Genomic DNA, 21655 nt, shown 5'->3' with positions numbered 1-21655 from the left:
TTTGTCAATCGAAATTTTAATTGTTTTATTTATCCAAGCCGTACCGAATAAGCAGCTTATCCTCAAGCTTCTTGAAACAGAAGTGGTCTGAGATTGTCCCAAGCACAGCAATAATGATAACAACATTCAGCATTAATGCCGTATCGCCAAGTCCGCGGCCATCCTGCAGCAGCTGGCCAAGCCCCGCTCCGTTAGCAATTAATTCTCCCGCTACTAGAGCGCGCCAAGCGAAAGCCCATGCCACCCTAACGCCTGTTATTAAATGAGGGAATGACCCCGGAATGAGAATTTGCATAAACATTTTCCAGCCGTTGCCGGTGCCCAGCGTTTGCGCTGCACGTATATAAATAGGGGATATGTTCTTGATTCCTGTACGGGTAGCAATAGCCATTGTCCAGGTTGCTCCTAATGCCGTAATGAATATAACAGATTTGTCATTAAACCCGAACCAAATAATGGCGAATGGCAGCCAAGCGATACTGGGTACCGTCTGGAGAGCGATTACAACAAACCCGATTGTATCGTCGATTGCTTTCCACTTGGCGAACATGAAACCGAGCAGCATGCCTACTGATATAGATATCGCGAAAGCAATTAACAGTCTTCTGAGGGAATTCATGATCGCCTCAAGAAGCTGCCCATGGGCAAAGCCTGTATAGAAGGATTCAATCGTCTGAAACAGAGACGGAAACTTCCAGCTCTCCCAGCCAATGATTCTATATGCCGCCTCCCATGCCACCAAAAGTACGATCAAAAACACTGTTCTTCTTAAGACTGTAGGTGTCATCGCCCATCTCCTCCTTTACGACTTTCTCCAGCTCATCGGCTAGGCATTCCATAATGGCCTTCTCTACATGATGCAGCAGGGAATCTGCGCTGTCTCTCGGTCTTGCAGCCTGCACGTTGAACTCCTTCTTGATCGTGCCTGGACGTGTGGACATAACTAATACGCGATCAGAAAGCATGACAGCTTCTCTAATATTATGAGTAATGAACAATATTGTCTTGCCTGTTTTTAACCATATGTCCTCAAGTTCTTGATGAAGCACTAATCTCGTTTGCTCATCAAGCGCAGCAAACGGCTCATCCATTAGCAAGATTTGCGGGTCCATCACAAGCGCGCGGGCAATTGCTGCACGCTGCTTCATGCCTCCCGAGAGCTCATGCGGATAACGGTCTGCGAATTTGCTTAAATGCACCGTACGGATTTGTTCGCGAGCAAGCTCCAATCTTTCCTTCTTCCCTATTCCTTTCTGTTTCAAGCCGAATGCCACATTCTCCAGCACCGTCAGCCAAGGGAACAGGCCATGCTCCTGAAATACGACGACCCGATCGGGTCCCGGCTCCTTCACCTCAGCGCCATTAACCTTGATATGACCTTCATAGCTTTTATCAAAACCTGCAATAAGATTAAGTACGGTTGATTTACCGCAGCCGGAAGGACCAAGCAAAGAAACGAATTCTCCTTTTTTAATCGAAAAGTCTACGTTGTCCAATGCTTGAAAGGTGTTCCCATCTCGTTGAGTAAATATTTTATTGACATTATCCACGTTGATCATCTCGGTTGCCTCCCATTCTTGTTCATTGTCTATTGCAAAATAAAGCGAATTTCATCGCCAATTATTATAAAAACACATACATTCTATTTTTATCGGAATAATTCGAATTGTCAACCTATCAATTGCAGCTTATTCCAATTATTTTATAGAAAATTAAAATATTTTTTGCAAAATATAAAGAAAAAAGAAGCGGAATTTTATAAAGAAGCTCAACAAAAAGGACGCATTCCATATGATTGGATGCGCCCTTATTATTTGTTCATACGACGCGAATTAATGCGCCCTTCTATAAAACGGTTTAAGAAGCAATGTTAATCCTTTGCGAAGAGGAGCCGGGAATGACTTCACATCCTCCGGTGTAATGACTCGAAGCGCTGCCAGCAAAATAACATACAATCCTCCGATTACAATACCTGTAACCGTTCCTGATGCGAGATACGAAAGCTTCGCAGCCCATTTGCTTGTTAAGGCAAGCATTCCATACTCTGCACCCCAGCCAGCTAAAGCAGGCACTGCAATCGCAATGATATACGGTATCCATTTGCTGCCAAGCACATTCAGCTTGACCTCTTTGTTAATTCTTCTTACATTCAATAATGTGATGACAATAAAGCAAGCAGATGAGCCTAGAATAAGACCGTATACACCTAGCCATGGAGTCAGCGCAATACTGCACAGCACCTTCAAGCCGAAGCCGATAAAGGTGTGAAACATCGGCAGATTAGGTTTCCCGATTCCGAACAAAACAGAGTTTGTCGTCATCATTGTAATTTGAAAGATCGTACCTGCTACAAGGAGTGCAACCGTACTGCTGCCGCTAGGACTCGTAAATAAAAACCCTGTTATAGAGTTAGCCGCAACAGTCAGCAGCAATGCGACAGGTACCCCGGTAAAGCATACAATACGCATAACTAGCGAGGCTTGACGCCGAACTTCATCCAGCTTATTCAATGAAAAAGCAGATGATATGATCGGAATCATGGAAGCGCCGAGCGCAATCGCCAGAATTGGCGGTATGCCAGCAAGCGCCATTGCTTTTGTAGAATAATTCGCAAGCACATCCAATGCCTTTTCTTCGCTATAATATGATTGCGTAAGACGCATAAATAGAGAAGTATCGAAGAAATAAACAAATTGAACCGTCATCGCCGTAACGACGGCGGGAATAGACATACTGAATATTTCCCTGTAAATAGTGCGATAGCGCAGGACAGGTCCCGCCTTCACAGCTGAGCTTGTCCCTTTTTGAACCGCACTTTCCAGCTCTTCTTTATCTTGCTTTTTGAGCTTGCGAGCAAAGGTGAGCATAACCGAGATGGCGCCAAGGCTTCCGAACACACTGCCGAAGGCTATTGCCGCCGCACCCTTGTCATCACCCCAGCCCCAGCCAAGTACGAGAAGTGCCAGTCCAATTCCGCCGATAACCCGTAAAATCTGTTCAATAATTTGCGAAATGCCGCCCGCAGCCATAATCTGTCTGCCTTGGAAATAACCGCGCATCATCGCGATAATGGGAAACAAAAGCAATGCGGGTGCAATCGCCTGCAAGGATAATGCGGTATAAGGAACCTTCGTTATCCTCTCATAGGTCGGTGCCAACGTTATCATAGCAATAGCTAGAATGAATCCGGTAATAGCCCCGAACATTAAGGCCGCCTTATATATACGTTTTGCTTCATCAGGTCTGCCAATCGCATAGCGCTCTGAAATCATTTTGCTTATGGAGATTGGAATACCTCCCGTAGCGACCGTGAGCAAGAGCAAATATACTTGATTGGCTGTATTAAAGGCAGACTGCCCGGCAGAACCAAGCAAATAATCGAGCGGTATGCGCTGGAACAGCCCAAGAAAGCGAGCTGTAAACGCTGCGGCCGCTAATATTAGCGTGCCCTTAATTAATGAGTCTTTTTTCAACATAATTGCGTCTTAAAGTCTCCCTATTCTTTATTTCCGATTGGCTCCAAGGGTTGGTGGTTGCCTCTGACAGGTGCTGCTGCATTCGACGGCGCTGCCCAGCGTATGCCGTTTTGAATAACCTGCAATACTTGCGGATTATAGTAAGTAGGGTAAGTTTCGTGCCCTGGACGGAAATAAAATATTTTGCCTTGTCCGCGGTTAAACGTACAGCCGCTGCGGAACACTTCGCCGCCTTCAAACCAGCTCACGAATATAAGCTCGTCAGGTGCTGGAATATCAAAGTGCTCGCCATACATTTCCTCATGCTCAATCGTAATATATTCTGGCAAGCCAGCTGCAATCGGATGCGCTGGATTAACAACCCAGATACGCTCCTTCTCGCCAGCTTCGCGCCACTTAAGATCGCAGCCTGTTCCCATCAATTTCTTGAAAATTTTCGAGAAGTGGCCGGAATGCAGAACAATTAAGCCCATTCCGTTCAACACTCGCTGCTGAACGCGTTCAACGATGCTGTCCTCGACCTGATCATGTCCCATATGTCCCCACCAAATGAGAACATCTGTATTCGCAAGGCGCTCTTCAGTTAAACCATGCTCAGGCTCCTCCAGCGTCGCAGTTGCCACTTCGATATCATCCCCTACCAAGCCTTTGGCAAGCGCATGATGTATACCGTCCGGATATACCTCTTTCACCTCATCATGAAGCTTCTCGTGCAAAAACTCGTTCCATACCGTTACTTTAATCATTTCAAATTCCACCCTTCAATTAATATACAAGCCATAAAATAAACAATACAATCATAAGCAGTTGAAGAATGATCTTCACTACTACGCTTGAAAATAAACCAACAACGGAGCCTACACCAACCTTAAGCGATTTCTCCCAGCTCGTTTTAATAATAAGCTCACCTATTACTGCACCGAGAAAAGGACCAATGATTAGACCAAATGCCGGGATGACGAAAGGACCTAGAATAAGGCCAATCGTACTGCCAATTACCGACGCCCTGGAGCCGCCGAAGCGTTTGACCCCCCAGGCGCTGACTGCGTAATCCGCTATAAACAATACAATAACAATCAGGGTCTGAATAATCCAGAACCAAACACCAAATTCACTGAATGAAAAAAATAAACCATACACAAAAAATGCGCCATAAATAGCGAGCGCGCCAGGCAGGATTGGATAAATAGCTCCTGCCATGCCCACTGCGAACAATAGAATAACCAGCGTCCAGCCTAGTATATCCATTCGTTCATCATCCTTTCAATATATACCGTTTAATCACATCAGCGACTCCATCCTCATTGTTGGAAAGCGTAATATAATCGGCCGCTTCCTTCACCTCTTGCTGCGCATTGCCCATTGCCACACCAAGGCCTGACTCGCGAATTGCGGCAATATCATTCAGGCTGTCACCGACAGCGATAACCTGAGACATCTCAATGTTCAGCAAGCCGCATAGCTCTTGAATAGCGCTCGCTTTGGATATGCCAAGCGGATTGAGCTCAAGGTTAAATGGCGAGGAGTTTGTAATCTCCAGCGCTCCCCAGCTCTGAACCTCATCCAGCAGCTTCTTCCTAATGATATCATCCTCAGTGTAATAGCCAAATTTCAGCCAATGATGTGATTCATAATCGCCAGCAGGACTAATCCATTTCTCTTTGTTATAAATTTCATCTGCGGTATACGCCCAAAACCAAGGCTCACCATGCTCAAGCGCAAGCTCATGCAGACGCTTCACATAAACAGGGCTAAGCAATGTCCGTTTATGGAGGACATGTGGCCGATGCCAAATTTCGCTGCCGTTTACCGTTATCATCGGCGTTTGCAGATTTAGCTGCTCCGCATACGGCAGCGCGCTGCGAAAGCCGCGTCCGGTTGAGAAGCTCACAATTACGCCAGCATCCAGCGCTTTTTGAATCCATTCAGCATTTCCGGAGCTAATTTCACTCGTGTCATTCAATAGTGTACCATCCATATCAAGCGCAAGTAATTTGTAGTCTCCCACTAGTGTCTGTGCCTCCTCGTAAAAACCATTTCAAACTTGAACCCAACTAGTAAATTATTTTAGCACATTTACGCCAGATTCCAAACGAAAGTATATGTAAACATCGTTAATCCCATTTTAAACCTCTACGATCAGAAAAAGCATGCCGTCGCAAGAACTGCGAAGCATGCTTTCTTTGTTGGTGAGATTCAATTCGTCACAAGCTTACCGAGCCACTTCGACAGATACAGAATCTGACTCTCCTGCAGAATCAGAATTGACTTCATTTGCAGGCTCCGCTCCACCTGGGGCAGCTGGGGATTCCTTCTCCAGCATTTCCTGTCCTCTAATTTGCAAAATGTCGAGAGCCTCATCAATTGATTGTGTATTATCTTTGACCTTCTGCAATTCTTCCGATGTTGCTGTTCTAAACTCCATCCAGAAGTTTTCCGGCAGCTTCTCAAAATCTTTATAGCTGTTAAACGTACTTGGCTTCAAATTATAAAAGGCAGCATAATTATGCCCTTCCTCGTCTTTAATATATTTGGTGCGAATCGGCATACCGTTATAATTATTAGATTTGGACTTCACTCTTGAGAATTCGTCGCTCGTTATATAGCTTAGAAATTGCCAAGCCGCTTCTTTGTTTGGCGAGTCTGCACTAATAGAGAAGAGGTTATTGAAACCCATCATTGTACTTTGGTCAGGATTTTGCTGACCGACCGGTACTGTAACCAAATCCCAATTTTTTACGACTTGATCTTTGATTTTCTCATTCTCTAATGCTTGTTTAATTTGGTTAATATAATAATTATCGCCTATTGCCATAGCCAGACGACCAGAAACGAATGGATCCCTCAATAAATAATCCTCATAAGTGCTTCCCATCGCCATATTGCCATCTTCACTGTACATGCTGCTTTCGAAGAAGAGAGCTTTCGAATTAATAGCGTCTAACGCGTTCTGGAATGCATTCCTCCACGAATCCGAATTAATCGTCATTTTCTTCTGGGAAGCATTTACATAGCTTACGCCTTCTGAAGAAGCAAACGTGCTGGCAATATCGAATAAATCCTCGTTATAGCCCATTTTCAGACCATATATTCTTTCTTTAGGCTCACCCTCCGTTGGGAATCGGCGAGCTAGCTGAATAACCTCATTCCAGCTCATACGATCTGTAGGGTATTCAATTTTGTATTCATCGAAAATATCTTTATTGTAAAAAAGAACCTGGCTGTAGAAACTCGGAGAGAATCCAAATATTTTGCCGCCGCCCTGTTCCCTTAAATAATCAAGCATGCCGGGAACAAGTCCTTCAGTGTCATATTTTTCTTTCTCAATTACACTGTCCAGCTCATACAGCTTCCCGTCCATAGCCAATTTTTTGTATTGGTCTGAGCTTAGCATGACAATATCAGGTTTCTTTTCTTCCATAAACTTAACTAATGCCGCGTCATAGTCTTTCGTTTCTTCCGTATACATAGACCGGTTATTTATTACCTCAATATCAATGTTTGGGTATAAAGCAGAGAAGACCATGCCATACTCCTGGAAGAATGAGCCTTCATCATAATACATGACTCTTAGTGTTGATTCCTGATTCTTATCGAGGTCTTTTTTGCCTCCCCCAAAGCTGCAGCCAGATAAAACAAGCGCAAATAATGCTACAGGTATAACGAATTTACTCCAAGCTTTCATATGTAATTCCCTCTCCCTTTCCAATATCTCTCATATGTCCCATATATATTACGAGCGAAATTGGATAAAGGTTGCAATTATTGTTCGATTATTGGCAAATGGATATGAACCATTAGCGGCGAATTTGGCTGTTTATAAAAAAATAAAGAGTTAATTTCAAGATTTGAAATTAACTCGACATCTTATCTGTTTGTAGACGTGCTATTAAGTCAGCTGTCTCAGACGCAGTTTCTTCACGATGACTCCATGTGACGGAGAGAATAGAAAGGCGGCAATAAATAATAGGGAAGCCGCGCAAACCATGCAGCCTGCGATCGAAGCATCCAGCAGAACTGCAGCTCCATAACCTAGGAACGTACTCGCTACTCCTGCCCCAACGCTTAATCCGATCATGACACCGAGGCGATCTGTCAGCAAATAAGCAGTCGATGCAGGTATAATAAGCAGCCCGACAACTAGAATGGCGCCGACACTCTCGAAAGAGCTAACTGTCGCCATGGAGACAAGACCCATCAGCAGGTAGTGAAAGAAGACGACAGGAATGCCGATTGCAGCAGCGAGCGCGGGATCGAAAGCACAAAGCTTGAACTGTTTATAAAATAATCCAATAACCGCTGCAATAACGAACAGTGTGAAACCAAGCAGCCATATCGCTTTCGGCCCCATGCTCACGCCGCCAAGCTCCCATATATTCCAATGGACATAGGCAATTTCACCGTACAATATCGCATCCTGATCGAGGTGCACCTGCCGCGCATACAAGCTTACAAGCACAACGCCAATAGCAAATAACGCGGTAAATACTACGCCAATTGATGCATCGGATTGAATTCCGCTATTTTGAAACATTTGAATAAGGAAGGTGGTCAGCAAGCCGCAAAGCAGTGCTGCGAACATCATTAGCAGCGAATCCCTTGATCCGCTTAGCAGAAAGGCAACAACGATGCCAGGCATAACAGAATGGCTGATTGCATCGCCTATCATCGCCATTTTGCGCAGTACCAAAAATACACCTAAAATGCCGCAGCAGCTAGCTACTAGCGCGCCTGTAAGCAGTATCCAAAAGTCGCTCATAAGGCCGCCTCCTTCTTCAAGCTGTTCTTTGCAAGGGACTCGCTTTCTCGGTTGAAGCGCTGCTTCACACGGTTGCGCATCAATTGTTTGGCGACTAAGCCGCGCTGTGGGCCAAATAGAATAGAAATAAAGAAAAGCAGTGTCGCAGCTAGAACCGTAACCGGACCAGTCGGCAAATTAGATACAGAGGCGCTGATCCACGTGCCGACAGCTCCGCTTGCTGCGCCGAAGACACCTGACAGAACAACCATTAAGCCCAATCGATCTGTCCAATATCTAGCAGATACGGCTGGTGTGATCAGCAGCGCTGCAACGAGCACAACACCAACGGCTTGAATGCCGGCCACGACTGCGACTACGATTAAGAGCATTAGCAATTGTTCAAGAAAAGCAACAGGATAGCCGATTCCCCTTGCAAAGCCTGGATCAAAGGAAATGAGCTTGAATTGTTTAAACAGCAGTGTGCATACGGTAATTAACAGAACACATACGCTTGTCATCGTTATCACGTCCGAAGCAATCATCGAAGCGGCCTGGCCGAATAGAAATTTGTCCAGTCCCGCCTGATTGCCATAGCTTCCATGCTGGATCAAAGTAAGCAACACGATTCCAAATCCAAAAAATCCCGACAATACGATTCCCATCGCAGCATCCTGCTTCAGCTTTGAATTTCTCGTAATATATCCAATACCGAACGTTGCAATAAGACCAGCTGCGCCTGCACCAATTAGAAAAAGTCCAATCGATTTGATTCCCGTAAGCATAAAGGCGATACATATTCCCGGCAATGCTGCATGAGCGAGCGTATCGCCCATCAAGCTTTGTTTCCGAAGATAGGAGAAGCATCCGATAACTCCGCTGCTAAGACCCAGCAAGGTACAGCCGAGAAAGATCCACTGCATATTCGGATCAGCGAGCATTAACCAAATATTTTGCATAATTACTCACCCTTTCCTTCGGAAATGGACAGCGGCTGTATGCTTCGATCAAGAAAGGCGAGTCTGCCTCCATATGTGCGCTGCAGTTGTTCCTGCGTAAAGGTTTCAGCGGTTGGCCCATAAGCCTGCAGCTCCACATTCAACAGCAATACGGAATCGAAATAATCTTGCACTGTCGCTAGATCATGATGGACGACAATGACCGTCTTTCCTTGCAGCTTCAGTTCTTGCAGCAGTGTAATGATAGCTTTCTCGGTTGCCGCATCCACTCCTGCAAACGGCTCATCCATGAAATACAGCTTAGCATCCTGCGCCAGCGCACGAGCCAGAAACACCCGCTGCTGCTGTCCGCCCGACAATTGGCTTATTTGCCTGTTCGCATAATCGGCCATTCCCACCTTGTTCAAACATTCCAGAGCAAATTCCTTGTCCTTCGCACCAGGCCGGCGAAACCAGCTTAGGTGACCATATCTGCCCATCAGCACTACGTCCAGCGCGTTCGTTGGGAAATCCCAATCAACGGATTCACGCTGCGGCACGTAACCAATTAATTTGCGCTGCTGCTTATAAGCCTTGCCGTACACGAGCACCTCGCCGCTTATGCTTGGTATTAGACCTAATGTCGCTTTCATGAGTGTAGATTTTCCGGCTCCATTCGGACCGATCACACCTACCAATTCGCCTTCTGTTACTTCAAACGATATATTACGCAGCACAGGCTTCTTCTGGTAAGCAACACTCAAACCATGAATAGCGAGAGGAGCTGCCATCTTCGCATTATGCTTAGCAGTCATTTTTGTTTGGCTCATATTTATCACTCCGTTTCATTGCTTTTTTCATATTTATTTCAAGGCAGATACGATCGTGTCCACATTATGTCTCACCATTCCGATATAAGTACCTTCAAACGTACCTTCGTCACCCATAGCATCGGAGTATAGCTCCCCGCCAATTTTCACCTCATGCCCCAACTGGCGTGCGCCTTCGATTACAGATTCGATCGATTTTTTGGGAACGCTGGATTCAATAAACACAGCTTTGATCTTTTTATCTACAAGGTAATCACGCAGCTCGCTTACATCCTTCGATCCATATTCAGACATCGTATTCATGCCTTGCAACCCCGTAACAGTCAACCCGTACGCTTCGCCAAAATAGCCAAATGCATCATGCGCCGTAACGAGTATGCGGCTTGCTTCCGGAATTAGAGCGATCTGTTCCTTCGCATAAGTATTCAGCTCTTCAAGCTGCTCGATATACGCTGTGGCATTTGATCGATATGACTCTTCGTGAGAAGGGTCCTTCTCAACTAATGTATCGCGAATAACTTCCGCAGCGGAAATCCACAGCTTTACATTAAACCAGATATGCGGATCATGCATGCCCTCACCCTGCCCGGGGGCGGCGTGCAGCTGCTCTTCTGTCAGATAGGAGGATACGGCAACCGTCGGTTTGCGCTTCTCTAGCCCTTCAAACATTTCTGCCATTTTCCCTTCCAGATGCAGACCGTTATAAAATATAATGTCCGCATTGTCCAGCTTCTTCACATCACCCTGCGATGCTTTATAAAGATGAGGATCAATGCCTGACCCCATTAATCCGCTTACTTCCACATGCTCGCCGCCTACTTGCTTCACGACATCCGTAATCATGCCTGTTGTTGCTGTAATATTAAGTTTTCCTTGTCCGTTAGTCGTTTGCTGACCGCATGCAGATGTAAGGATAGCCGTCATCGTCAGAAAAACAATTGTTATTATAAATCTTCGAAGTGCTGAATTCATTTTTCGCGCTTTACGCATGGTATGACCTCCTAGTTATTTTTTATGTTGGATAGTTTGCCCTTGTGAATATTAGTTTACCTAATGCCTTTTTTTTAATAATACACAAAAATGTTTCTCTTGTGCAACTTTTATTTTGAAATAGGCTTTTATTTTGGGGAAAACAGGCTTTTTCCGGTGTAAACGCACAAAAAAGGCAGGCCGGAGCTTATGCTCCAGCCTGCCTTTTTATCCTTTGTTGCTGCTTATTGACTTGTTCCTGCTTCTCCAGTGTTCGTAGCTGCTGCATCTTCATCCCCAACAGTTGAAGTCGAAGCTTCATCGTTAACTGCCTTCTTCTTCGGAACGCCGTTTAGACCAATTTCCTGATCGTATGCATCGAAAATTTTACGCGCAATCGGTGCTGCACCGTAAGCGCCAAAGCCGCCGTCAGGTATGACTACCGCTACTGCAAGCTTTGGATGATCTGCCGGTGCATATGCGATAAAGACGGCATTTTCTGCTGTTCGGCCCGCAACCTGCTGCTCGGAAGTACCCGTCTTACGCCTAAAGGTATAATCTACGCCTTCAAAGCCTTGTACGCTTACCTTTGACATGCCAAGCTCAATTTCTTTCCAGTATTCCACTGGATAATCAACTGAATTCAATACTTCTGGCGTATAGCCTTGTACGATATTGCCATCAGAATCTTTAATCTCATTCACGAATTGCGGCTTCATCCGACTACCGCGGTTGGCGAGCATAGCAGCATACTGAGCAAGCTGCAGTGTCGTGTAGCGGCCCTGCTGGCCGAATGAGGCGAATATGAGTGCTGATTGGGCGCTTCCTCGTTCAGCCTCTGAGAAATACCCAATAACCCCTTTGGATTCATTAGGCAGACCGCTTCCCGTCAATACCCCTAGTCCGAACTGCTTCATGTAATCGTCCCAAATTTCCACACCGCTTTTCCCGTTAACCGCGGGACGCATATACAGCCTATTGCCGACCATTGCTGCCATAAACGGATTGGAGGAATGCTCGATCGCTCCCGCCCCGTCAATGTTCCCGTATACGTGGCCTTGCGAGTTTTTGATAATGCGTTCATAGCCTTTCTTACCGAAAGAGAATGCGCCAGTATCAGGATAATAAGTATTCGTATTAAACAGCTTCTCATTCAATCCGACAAGTACGGACAACGGCTTCATTGTTGATCCTAGAAACACGATGGAGGAAGGATGCTTATCCCGCTCAGCCTTTGTATCATATTTTCCATAAACGCTTCGAATCGTTCCGTTCTCCAGGACGTTCTGGAAATTCTCGTAATCCTCAGCGCTTATTCTTCCGCCGGACCAAATATTAGGATCGTAATCGGGCATACTTGCCATCGCTACAACTTTTCCCGTATCGACTTCCATTGCAACAGCAAAGCCTGTTTTGGCATATTCAGCCCGTTCATATTTATTAGTCGATGTCGTTATTTTTTTCAATTGGTCCATAATAGCTGTTTCTGTTGTTAATTGTACATTTTTATTAATTGTTAAATAAAGATCCGAGCCCTTCTCCGGATTCGTAATTTGCATCGGTCCGATGATACGCTCCGCATTGTTAACCGGATAACTTTTCAATCCGTTTTTGCCGCGCAGCACATCCTGGTACATAAACTCCAGACCGTCCATGCCTACGTCTTCTTCCTCTAAGTATTTAAGGGTTTCGTCCTTCTCTTTTGTTTTCTCATTATAGAAATCAACCGTCTCGCGAACACCTTTATACTTTTTCAAATATCCAACCAATTGAACCGCTATGGAATCGGTATCGTAATTACGAACGCTCTCCTCCATAATATCTATCCCTTTGAAGTTGGATCGATTTTCCATGAAATAAGCGATTTCTTTATTCGTCAAACCGGATTTAATACGGCGCGGAGTGGAAATTGTATTTCTTCTAAAATCCAAGTCCATTTGGCGGATAATATCCTCAACGGTCATTGCTTTCTCAGGATCTCCGTACTTGGTGAAAACCTTTTCCAATTCAACCGCTAATTCTTTGGATTTCTCCACCGCTGCATTCAACCCCATATCAGGCTGGATACTGAAGTACAAGGATTGTGTCGAAGTGGAATATGCGATCGGATAGCCAGTAGAATCGTAAATATTGCCGCGGATCGGTGGAATCGCGTTAAAACGCGTTCCTTTCTTAGCCCCCTCTGCACTGAGAGTGGGACCTTCCACAAACTGTAATATAGCTAACCGTACAATCAAAACGCTAAATAATGCAAATGTGACAAAGAAAAATAAGTTCAATCGAAAAGAGAAATGGCGCCGATTAATAATTTCCCGCTTCTGCGGATCATCCTGCATCTATTATCACCTCTAAGTCTTCTTCATTAAAATAAATGACTGAATTCTTTATGCCTCGCTTATATGTGTTCGCTCAAATTGCGGCGGATTAAACCAATCTCCAGAAGAAGACCAAGTAGCATCTAATGGAATCCATCCATCATCGCCTTCATGAATCTTCACTTCATTCCAAGCATGAGGTCCAAAGCCCCCGCGTCCGTCTGCGCCCATTCCAGTAACGACTCGAACTTGAAGTCCAGCTGAACGCGCCATTACAGCATACAAACGGGCTATATCTATGCAAACGCCCTTACGCGAATCAAATGTGTCGGCCGGCATTTGTTCCTTCCATATTCCATGCTGTTCATAATTATTAGCTTTGTCCCAATCATAAGCGATACGAGTCCCTAACCAATCATAAAGCTTTCGCGCCTTTTCCTCATCGGTTAGCGCATCCTTTGTTACATAAACCGCAGCCTTCTCAATTTCCGATGGGACTGCATAATCAATAATTTCAAACTTGCGTTTTAAAATTTGTTGAAACTGAGCTTCCACTGCTTTCGTTAGTACCGGGCCTTGCCCTGCCAGCATATCTCCAGCTACCGGAGCAAGCCAAGTTGCTGCTTCCTTATACAACGGGGAGTCTGATATTTTCTCGACATACCATCCGTTAGGCATAAGTGACACATACACAAACAGCAGTGCGACAAATACAAATGAACGTCCTGCGCCGTGCGCTGCGCCAATTACAGCACCTAACGCTCGACTTGCTCCTCTTTTGCTTGACATGCGCAGATCAGTCTCATGCCTTCTGCTCAACATACGCCCCACCACATGCTCGATGACAGGCTCAATGAAAGAAGCGAACGTACGCAGCAATAAATAACTGAGAAGGAATAACACGCCGTAGCGCAGCAATGCGAAATCACGCATACTCGTAAGCCATGTGAACCACGCCTGCTCTAATCCATTCAGATTATGAAGCGGCAGCTTGACATACTCGGTCAGCCACTTAGCAGTTATGGGAGATAACGCATTTGTAAGCACTGCAGCGAGTATCAAACAAACGACTAGGACAACGGCCTGCCATACAAAAAAGAAAAGACGCCTCGCAGAACCTGATGCGCCTCTCTTAACACCTTGTAAAAGCGAGCCTAGCAACAGCAATAAAACAATCATTGCAACAGGCTCCGGCTGCTTAAACCATTGAAGCCATTCGGTCATAACATCACCCGTTCTGTTTTGCTTGATCGATCAAGGACTGTATCGTGCTGTCAAGCTCCCATTTCCCGAGTGAAGCTCCACGGAATGAAACGGCAACCTCATTGGCTCCCGGCTCTCCAGTCAGCTCGACATTGCTTGTTTTCACCGTAAAAGTACCATCTGCATTGGTAACAAACGTAGCATCCTTCGCTCCACCTGCCATTGCATTAATCGCTTCCTGCTTGATAGAGTCTGTAACCTTGGAGCCAATCTCCTTCAGATCATCCATGCTGTAGCCGCTGTAAATAACGAGCCCCAGCACAATAGCAGCAACAATGGCCCATTTGACAACCGTCTTCACAATTCGAACGATTAGAAACAGAACGATGAGGGCAATAACTAGCACTAACCAATGCTCTTTAAAAAATGTGGTCCATGTGTCAATATCATACGTTGAAAAATCTAAAAAATCCAATCCGATCCCCTCCATTATACCTCGTACGAAAACCCATTACAAAATATTATAACCTACGGATTATAAGGCGTAAACGATCACTTCCTTTTTATCCAGACATATCCTGTCCCAACTAGACGTACAAGTATATAAGAATGTTATTGGCTAGGAGGGCAGCCTGTGAAAACCGCTGTTTGGCTTTATTTATTTCTGTTCGTCGCTTTTTTTGATTTGCATGCACAGTATCCAATTCTAACACCATTTGCCATTTCTCTCGGCGCAGCGCCTTCCTTTATTGGACTCATGATGGGCATGTACTCCATTACCCATCTGCCAGGCAATCTCATTGCAGGCTACGGCGTTGATCGCTATGGCAGCCGACTGTTTATCGTGTTTAGTCTTCTTGCTGCGGGTGCCGTGCTCTTGTTCCAGTCTCATGTCACAAATCCATGGGAGCTGCTTCTGCTTCGCTCGATCAGCGGCTTTGTTCTAGCCTTTCTATCCCCTGCTTGTCTTGCGCTGCTGGCCCGATTAAGCACTGATCGGACTGAGCAAGGCAAGCTCATGGCCGGAAATGGGCTCGTTCATACGCTTGCATCCGTTGTATCGCCCGCAGCAGGAGCTTATTTGGTCGCCAAAATTGGCTTTGCAACCGCATTTACTCTTCTCGGCTGGGTACTGATCGTAACTGCGGTTTGTGCTTTGTTTTTCATTAAAGACATCAAAGCCAAGAAAGTGGAGGCACAAGCCGCTTCCTTGCCTGCCATTCAGAAAGAGAAACTGCCGCTTGAGCAAGCAACGCCAATCCCATGGCTTGTGTACTTGCTGCCGATTTCCATCAGCTGCGCACAGGGAATTCTCTCCTTCGAGCTCCCGCTGCTTGCCAAATCACAGGAAGCTATGCTTACAACAGGACTATTGTTTTCCGTTGTCAGTATTGGCGCTCTTGTTACGCTGAGCATGCTTTTTCTAAATCGCGTATCCGCCTATCTTCGAACATTATGGGGCTCGCTAGCGCTCGCCCTTGTCTACTTTTGTATAGCAGCTGACATACCTGCTCCTTTCGCCGTTATGCTGTTGTTTCTTGGAATGGCCAAAGGCATTATTCTGCCAGCGTTGTCTACACTATTAATCGAGCTGAGCGGCGGAGCCCGCTACGGGCGCACATTTTCCGTATTGTCGATCGCCTTCTCAGTCGGAGCATTTATCGGCCCGATGGCGGCCGGGCAATTGCGCGATCAAATATCGCCCTATTACATCGCCTTTATTGGTTTAATGATAGCCGTTTCACTGCTTCCGCTTCATATTTCTCGCGCTCTTCCTCCCCGCACCCATTTTACCTAGAACTGGGTATTCGCACAGGGCTAATGATACACGGGCACATACAATAACTAGTGGCAGATGACCATACTTCAATGTCGGCTGCTTTGTGTCATTAAGCTTTTTTCAAAAGGAAGAGGGGTGACTCCATAGATGTCAGCAAATACGAATGTGGAAGCTGTAAGACAGGGTTACGGCAATGACGGATTTAGGCATAATAATATTGGTATTATTCTTGTATTGTTTATCTTGCTTGTAATCATCGCATGTGTTTGCATGTGCTAATCGTTCTAGAAAAAACGGCTTGCCTCGTGCAAGCCGTTTTTTTGTTTCGAAATGATGTTCAGTGGTAAACTACACTTATGCGGGACAGATCAATTCCCATTCTGCTTGCGCGAGGTGACTGCGATGGACATTGCCATTATTGTGGAAGGAAAAAATGATAAAAGCCGGTTGAAGCGTGTTCTAGAGCCGGATGTGCCTATATTTTGTACGTTTGGCACGCCGGGATCCGTACAGCTCGACAAACTGCGCAAAGATATTGGCAGCAGCCAGGTCTACATATTTACCGATAATGATTCCTCCGGCAAACGGATACGTTTTCTTCTGCGGGACTTATTCCCTGACGCTGAGCATATTTACACCCGAAGAGGATACTCCGGCGTCGAGCACACGCCGCCTGAATATTTAATCGAGCAATTAGAGAAAGCAGGTCTTGAAGAGTATATTGTTTATCCTTTGGACAATGCCCTTTCCGTATGGACCAAAGATGAGTTTTAAGCGAGGATTAGCGATTTATGTCATACGAGTGTTTCGTTTTTGGGGCAGCAATAGACCAATAAAAGCAAAACAGCCGAACAGAGTAGAAACCCTGATCGGCTTTTTATTTAGTACAGCTTTTTCAATTCATCTACGATTTGATCTGCCGTTAAATTCTCATCACTGCCGTTAATCCATTTACGAATCTGTCCATCTTTATCAACAAGCGTAATAACGTTCATATGCATAAAAGTGCCATCTTCATTCTTAATGACTGGCGCGCCAAATTCACCGGCTAATTTATTCGTTTCTGCTTCATCGCCGCGCAGGAAGTGCCAGCCGTTGAAATCTGCATCAAGACGGCTTGCAAAATTACGGATCACCTCAGGCGTATCACGCTCAGGATCAAAAGTAATGGAGATGAGCTCTGCTTTGGTGCCAAGTTTCCCCGAATCAGCAAGCTTATCTTGTACTTGCGACAGCAGGAATGTTGTTGGCGGACAGACGTCTGGGCAATTAGCAAAATAGAAATAAACAATACGAGCCTTGCCGTTCGTAGATTTAAGCGATACCTGTTCACCATTAATATCGGTCATCTGAAAATCAGGAGCAGCCTTTAGAATGGGAAGCGTCTGCTTCGGCTGCATGCCATACGTTATAAACAAATAAATGCCCATTGCCGCGCAAAGCGCGAGTACAGCGATCTTAAAGCTATGTTTTTTGAGAAATACCACTTCTTCCACTCCTTGACTATTATGAAAATTTGGTATTAAGTATCATAACTATAAATATAACCATTAGATAGTTAACGGAAATTAAGAAGTTTATTTTCGCCCATTTGTCCGTATCCTTGGCATTAATTCCGCTTAAGGTATGAACTAGCCATACAGCTCCGAAGAGCACAGAAATAATGAGGAAGTAAATGCCGACATAACCATAAGTATAAAACAGAATTCCTGCTGGAATAAGAAGAGCGATATAAGGAATCATTTGAAGCTTTGTGCGCTTGATCCCCTTCACAACCGGCAGCAGCGGAAATCCTGCAGCACGGTATTCCTCTACTCGTCTAATAGCAAGCGACCAGAAGTGAGCCGGCTGCCATAAGAACAGCAATGCGAATAATATCCACGCGCCTGCATCAATTTCCTGTGTCACCGCACAATAGCCGATTACCGGCGGCATTGAACCAGAGATTCCGCCAATCGAAGTGCTCCATGTCGAGGTCCTCTTTAGCCACATCGTATAAATAACGATATATACAAACCAGCCAAAAAAACCGAGCCATCCAGCTAAAGGATTAACAAATACGAACAATGCGGCAAGTCCGATAACCCCTAATATAATACCGTAAAGCAGCACCGTTCCAGGCTGCATCCGACCTGTAGGCAGCGCGCGATTTTTTGTTCGCTCCATCTTAAGATCTAATTCCCGATCCCAGTAGTTGTTAATGACGGTTGCAGACGCAATCGTCAGCGTTGAGCCTATAAGCATACAAATGAGCAATACAAAGTCAATATCCCATTTGGAAGCGACCAAGAAACCACCGAGTGCAGCAAAAATATTTAACCGAAGCAGTCCCGGTTTTGTTAATGCAATTAAGTCTTTCAGCACGTAGAAGGCCTCCCGAGTTATGCGACAAGACGCCTTTGCGTCTATCTTTTTTTGATGAATCGTTTCTAATCATACCGAAAAAAGCAAACGATGACAATGTTCGACCCCTTTGTTCATCATTTTGTCATGTGAAATGTGACAAATCATTTAGTAACCATTTTGCCAGACGCTCAATACAATGATTATGTAGTTAGATGCCTATGCGAAAGGAAGTGAATCAATAAGTCTATGGCAGTTATCAAAACGAATTCTGAAAATACCAAGATGCTGGCTCGGCTTATGAGAGCGGAAGCAGAGGGTGAAGGCGAGCTTGGAATGCTAATGGTCGGCAACGTCGGAGTGAATCGGATACGCGGCAATTGCTTAGATTTCAGAAACATTCGCTCCATTCCCGATATGGTCTTTCAAAGCCCCGGCGGCTTTGAAGCAACGACTAAAGGGTATTTCTACCAAAGTGCAAGAGACAAAGATATCCGATTGGCGGAGAGAGTCATCAACGGAGAGCGTCAGCGCCCTGCTTCTAATGCACTCTGGTTTTTCAGGCCTGCGGGAAGTTGCCCCGATACTTGGTACGATCAATACAATAGCGGCCGTTACAAAGCCCATTGCTTCTTTATTCCAGCGGAAAGCGACTGTCCTGCTGTATATTAATTTAATATTTTCATTGTGCGAAAGCGAGGAACATGAGAATGTCTAATAATTATCGTTTCAATAATGAAGTAAGTCCAGCCAATACAGGCCCCAATAAAGGCTTTGGTTACGGCGGCGGGTATGGCAATTATCCATATCATATGGGCGGCATGGGCGGTATGGGTATGGGCGGTATGGGCATGGGTCCACAGCCGACTCCTTTTCCTGCTAGTTTCCAGCCCCAACAGGCTAACTTTCAAGCTCAACAAGCTATGCCGCTACAACAACAAGCTATGCCAGTGCCTACTAATGTGCCAAGCGGTTCCTTTGTTACGCCTACCGGTGGGAATATCGTTACGCTTCCTGCAGTTGAGGAGTCATATGTGGAAAACATTTTACGTTTAAACCGCGGTAAAATGGGAACCTTCTATATGACATACGAGAACAATCGGGAGTGGAACGCCAAAATATTCAAAGGCATTGTTGAGGCAGCAGGCCGCGACCATATTATTATTAGCGATCCATCGACAGGTATGCGTTACTTACTCTTGACGCTTAATCTTGATTATGTCACATTTGATGAGCCAATCGCCTACGAATATCCGTTTCAGGGACAAACGATTAGCTCCTCAACACCGCTTGGCATGGCGACGCTAGGTACGGTTAACACTGGCCGTTAAGCTGAGCTGATTTCATCCATTGATTCCTTTAAATGTCCAAATATGCATTTTTGCCTCGCCACCAACGATCCATTCTGTTATGAAGAACCAAGGAGAACGCTCATCGCAGCGTTCTTTTTTGATACGTTCGGCTTCCTCGGCATTCGGAGCATTCCATACTTCTACGAATAGGTTCGGCTGATCCGTTCCTTCATATAAATAAACATCATGCACGTTAGCAAGCAAAGTCTTCGTGTAGTCAAGAAATAGCTGTCTGTGCTCTGGTGCAATTTGGTATTCCGCAAAACAAATATACATGGTTTTTCTTCTCCTTCTAATTAGAACGAATGATAAAAATGCCTTATTCAGCCGATACTAGCTCTAATCAGTTGAATGGGGGCTTTGGCATGGATACAGGAACACATCTAGTTATGGGTATAGGCTTGGCTGGTCTAGCTGCAGTCGACCCTGTTGTAGCTTCAGATTCGTCTCTTCAAACTGCTGTTCTGCTCGGAACGGTGTTAGGTTCACAAGCACCTGATTTGGATGGCATTCTAAGGCTCAAAGGAAATGCTTTCTATATCCGGCATCATCGAGGCATTTCTCACTCCTTGCCTGCCATCGCCATTTGGACAATATTAATTACAAGCATTATTCAGTTATTTTATAAAGGCAGCTTGCCTTGGCTGCATATTGGCGGCTGGGTATTACTTGCCGTTTGTGTTCATGTATTTACTGATTTATTTAATACTTATGGTACACAAGCGATGAGACCATTTACTGAAAAGTGGATATCCTGGAACATTATCCATATATTTGATCCCATTATTTTTACCCTGCATGTCATAGCTATTTTACTTTGGGCCGCCGGTTTCGTAAATCCTGCTGTTTTATTTCCCGCCATGTATGCCTTTCTAGCCGTTTACTACTTATGGCGAACGTGGGCTGCCCGCAGAACTGTTGAGAGAATTCAAGCAATAGATCCCAATCATAACGAAGGGGATCATTATATTGCAATTCCGACTATTTCTTTAACGATATGGAATGTGGTCAAGCAAACAAAAGAAGGCAGCTTTGCCATTGGTAATTTGCGCAGCAGAGCATTAACATGGCTTGATCATGTTCAATGCTCTGATCATCCTGCTGTAACTAAATCAAAAAATGATCCTGCGATCCAATCCTTCTTATATTTCACCAGCTTTGCCTGCGCCGAGATGAATGAGCATAATTGGGGGTATGAAGTAAGATGGTCTGATGTGCGTTATCGCCATCGCAAGCAGTATCCTTTCGTTGGCATACTTCTTATGAACAAGAAGTATGAAACAATCGGCTCCTATGTGGGTTGGCTAAGCGATGAACGATTAATGAAACGACTTCGAATGGATACGTATTAAATAGCGACCAGAAAGTCCCTTGATTCAAATGTAGGGGGCTTTCTGTTTTTGTGTTATTATAGAATTAATAAACAAGAAGCCCAAGGCAGCTGCCTTGGGCTTTGATTAACATAGTGTATTAGGAGTAATTAACGGGATCCGCCAGACAATTGTTGTTCAGCGATTTGAACGAGTTTCTTCGTAATGTAACCGCCCAGGGAGCCTGCATCACGTGTAGAAACATTACCGTAATATCCATCTTGAGGTATTTGCACGCCTAGCTCTTGTGCCGCCTCAAGTTTCATTTGTTGCAAAGCTTGGCTAGATTGTGGAACTACGAGTTGACCGCTTCTGTTTCCTGCCATAATGTATTTCTCCTT

At 45.1% G+C, this 21655-nt stretch carries 23 protein-coding genes; 5 read left to right on the top strand and 18 right to left on the bottom strand.

What is annotated here, in order from left to right:
* Positions 1-25 precede the first annotated feature (25 nt).
* From CEF13_RS06705 to CEF13_RS06640, 14 genes are all read right to left on the bottom strand, one after another.
* On the bottom strand, positions 26-787 hold the full coding sequence (locus tag CEF13_RS06705; protein ID WP_208414654.1) for an ABC transporter permease: 762 nt from the start codon (positions 785-787) through the stop codon (positions 26-28).
* The gene (locus tag CEF13_RS06700) at positions 717-1559 is read right to left on the bottom strand and encodes an ABC transporter ATP-binding protein (RefSeq protein WP_102709987.1); all 843 of its coding nucleotides are present in this window, start codon (positions 1557-1559) and stop codon (positions 717-719) included. Before CEF13_RS06700 ends, CEF13_RS06705 begins: the two co-directional genes overlap by 71 nt.
* A gap of 273 nt (positions 1560-1832) precedes the next feature.
* The gene (locus tag CEF13_RS06695; RefSeq protein ID WP_102709986.1) at positions 1833-3476 is read right to left on the bottom strand and encodes a putative polysaccharide biosynthesis protein; all 1644 of its coding nucleotides are present in this window, start codon (positions 3474-3476) and stop codon (positions 1833-1835) included.
* 20 nt (positions 3477-3496) lie between these two features.
* Positions 3497-4222: a ThuA domain-containing protein gene (locus tag CEF13_RS06690; RefSeq protein ID WP_102709985.1), complete on the bottom strand. Its 726-nt coding sequence runs from the start codon at positions 4220-4222 to the stop codon at positions 3497-3499.
* A 19-nt stretch (positions 4223-4241) separates the two neighbouring features.
* Positions 4242-4724 carry a DUF456 domain-containing protein gene (locus CEF13_RS06685; RefSeq protein WP_102709984.1) on the bottom strand — a complete coding sequence of 161 codons (483 nt, stop codon included), beginning with the start codon at positions 4722-4724 and terminating at the stop codon, positions 4242-4244.
* 7 nt (positions 4725-4731) lie between these two features.
* Positions 4732-5484, bottom strand: coding sequence for a Cof-type HAD-IIB family hydrolase (locus CEF13_RS06680; protein WP_102709983.1), 753 nt, complete (start codon positions 5482-5484; stop codon positions 4732-4734).
* 204 nt (positions 5485-5688) lie between these two features.
* Complete coding sequence (locus CEF13_RS06675) at positions 5689-7161, bottom strand: ABC transporter substrate-binding protein (protein ID WP_102709982.1); 1473 nt, start codon at positions 7159-7161, stop codon at positions 5689-5691.
* A gap of 204 nt (positions 7162-7365) precedes the next feature.
* Complete coding sequence (locus CEF13_RS06670; RefSeq protein WP_102709981.1) at positions 7366-8235, bottom strand: metal ABC transporter permease; 870 nt, start codon at positions 8233-8235, stop codon at positions 7366-7368.
* On the bottom strand, positions 8232-9173 hold the full coding sequence (locus CEF13_RS06665) for a metal ABC transporter permease (protein ID WP_208414653.1): 942 nt from the start codon (positions 9171-9173) through the stop codon (positions 8232-8234). Before CEF13_RS06665 ends, CEF13_RS06670 begins: the two co-directional genes overlap by 4 nt.
* A gap of 2 nt (positions 9174-9175) precedes the next feature.
* A complete protein-coding gene (locus tag CEF13_RS06660; protein WP_102716248.1) occupies positions 9176-9943 on the bottom strand; it encodes a metal ABC transporter ATP-binding protein in 768 nt (255 codons plus the stop codon).
* 72 nt (positions 9944-10015) lie between these two features.
* Entirely contained in the window at positions 10016-10972 is a 957-nt protein-coding gene (locus tag CEF13_RS06655) for a metal ABC transporter solute-binding protein, Zn/Mn family (protein ID WP_102709979.1), read from the bottom strand.
* Positions 10973-11196: 224 nt separating this feature from the next.
* A complete protein-coding gene (locus tag CEF13_RS06650) occupies positions 11197-13287 on the bottom strand; it encodes a peptidoglycan D,D-transpeptidase FtsI family protein (RefSeq protein WP_102709978.1) in 2091 nt (696 codons plus the stop codon).
* A 48-nt stretch (positions 13288-13335) separates the two neighbouring features.
* Positions 13336-14490, bottom strand: a complete 1155-nt coding sequence (locus CEF13_RS06645) for a transglutaminase domain-containing protein (RefSeq protein WP_102709977.1) — start codon at positions 14488-14490, stop codon at positions 13336-13338.
* 4 nt (positions 14491-14494) lie between these two features.
* On the bottom strand, positions 14495-14944 hold the full coding sequence (locus CEF13_RS06640) for a hypothetical protein (RefSeq protein ID WP_243864715.1): 450 nt from the start codon (positions 14942-14944) through the stop codon (positions 14495-14497).
* Positions 14945-15103: 159 nt separating this feature from the next.
* Between CEF13_RS06640 and CEF13_RS06635 the strand changes: the two genes are divergently transcribed.
* Together CEF13_RS06635 and CEF13_RS06630 are read left to right on the top strand one after the other, a co-directional pair.
* A complete protein-coding gene (locus CEF13_RS06635) occupies positions 15104-16267 on the top strand; it encodes an MFS transporter (RefSeq protein ID WP_102709975.1) in 1164 nt (387 codons plus the stop codon).
* 384 nt (positions 16268-16651) lie between these two features.
* A complete protein-coding gene (locus CEF13_RS06630) occupies positions 16652-17023 on the top strand; it encodes a ribonuclease M5 (RefSeq protein ID WP_102709974.1) in 372 nt (123 codons plus the stop codon).
* A 107-nt stretch (positions 17024-17130) separates the two neighbouring features.
* Here the strand turns inward: CEF13_RS06630 and CEF13_RS06625 are convergent, their stop codons facing one another.
* Both CEF13_RS06625 and cyoE read right to left on the bottom strand, forming a co-directional pair.
* Positions 17131-17736: an SCO family protein gene (locus tag CEF13_RS06625; RefSeq protein ID WP_244917053.1), complete on the bottom strand. Its 606-nt coding sequence runs from the start codon at positions 17734-17736 to the stop codon at positions 17131-17133.
* A gap of 19 nt (positions 17737-17755) precedes the next feature.
* The gene (gene cyoE, locus CEF13_RS06620) at positions 17756-18673 is read right to left on the bottom strand and encodes a heme o synthase (RefSeq protein WP_424991979.1); all 918 of its coding nucleotides are present in this window, start codon (positions 18671-18673) and stop codon (positions 17756-17758) included.
* 168 nt (positions 18674-18841) lie between these two features.
* On the opposite strand from cyoE, the gene CEF13_RS06615 reads away from it, so the two are divergent.
* Positions 18842-19264, top strand: a complete 423-nt coding sequence (locus CEF13_RS06615; protein ID WP_102709972.1) for a cell wall hydrolase — start codon at positions 18842-18844, stop codon at positions 19262-19264.
* 38 nt (positions 19265-19302) lie between these two features.
* Complete coding sequence (gerQ, locus tag CEF13_RS06610) at positions 19303-19923, top strand: spore coat protein GerQ (RefSeq protein WP_102709971.1); 621 nt, start codon at positions 19303-19305, stop codon at positions 19921-19923.
* 12 nt (positions 19924-19935) lie between these two features.
* Here gerQ and CEF13_RS06605 read toward each other — a convergent pair whose 3' ends face one another.
* Complete coding sequence (locus CEF13_RS06605; protein ID WP_102709970.1) at positions 19936-20220, bottom strand: hypothetical protein; 285 nt, start codon at positions 20218-20220, stop codon at positions 19936-19938.
* A gap of 89 nt (positions 20221-20309) precedes the next feature.
* Here CEF13_RS06605 and CEF13_RS06600 point away from each other — a divergent pair, with 89 nt between their 5' ends.
* Positions 20310-21296: a metal-dependent hydrolase gene (locus CEF13_RS06600; RefSeq protein WP_102709969.1), complete on the top strand. Its 987-nt coding sequence runs from the start codon at positions 20310-20312 to the stop codon at positions 21294-21296.
* Between the two features lie 128 nt (positions 21297-21424).
* On the opposite strand, the gene CEF13_RS06595 is transcribed toward CEF13_RS06600, so the two are convergent.
* A complete protein-coding gene (locus CEF13_RS06595; protein WP_102709968.1) occupies positions 21425-21640 on the bottom strand; it encodes an alpha/beta-type small acid-soluble spore protein in 216 nt (71 codons plus the stop codon).
* Positions 21641-21655: the final 15 nt, after the last annotated feature.

Origin of the sequence: Paenibacillus castaneae (assembly GCF_002884445.1) — a bacterium.
In the GTDB taxonomy this organism is placed as follows: Bacteria; Bacillota; Bacilli; order Paenibacillales; family Paenibacillaceae; genus Pristimantibacillus; species Pristimantibacillus castaneae.
Note: the sequence above shows the minus strand (reverse complement) of the source record. Positions and strands in the feature narration are given on the sequence as shown.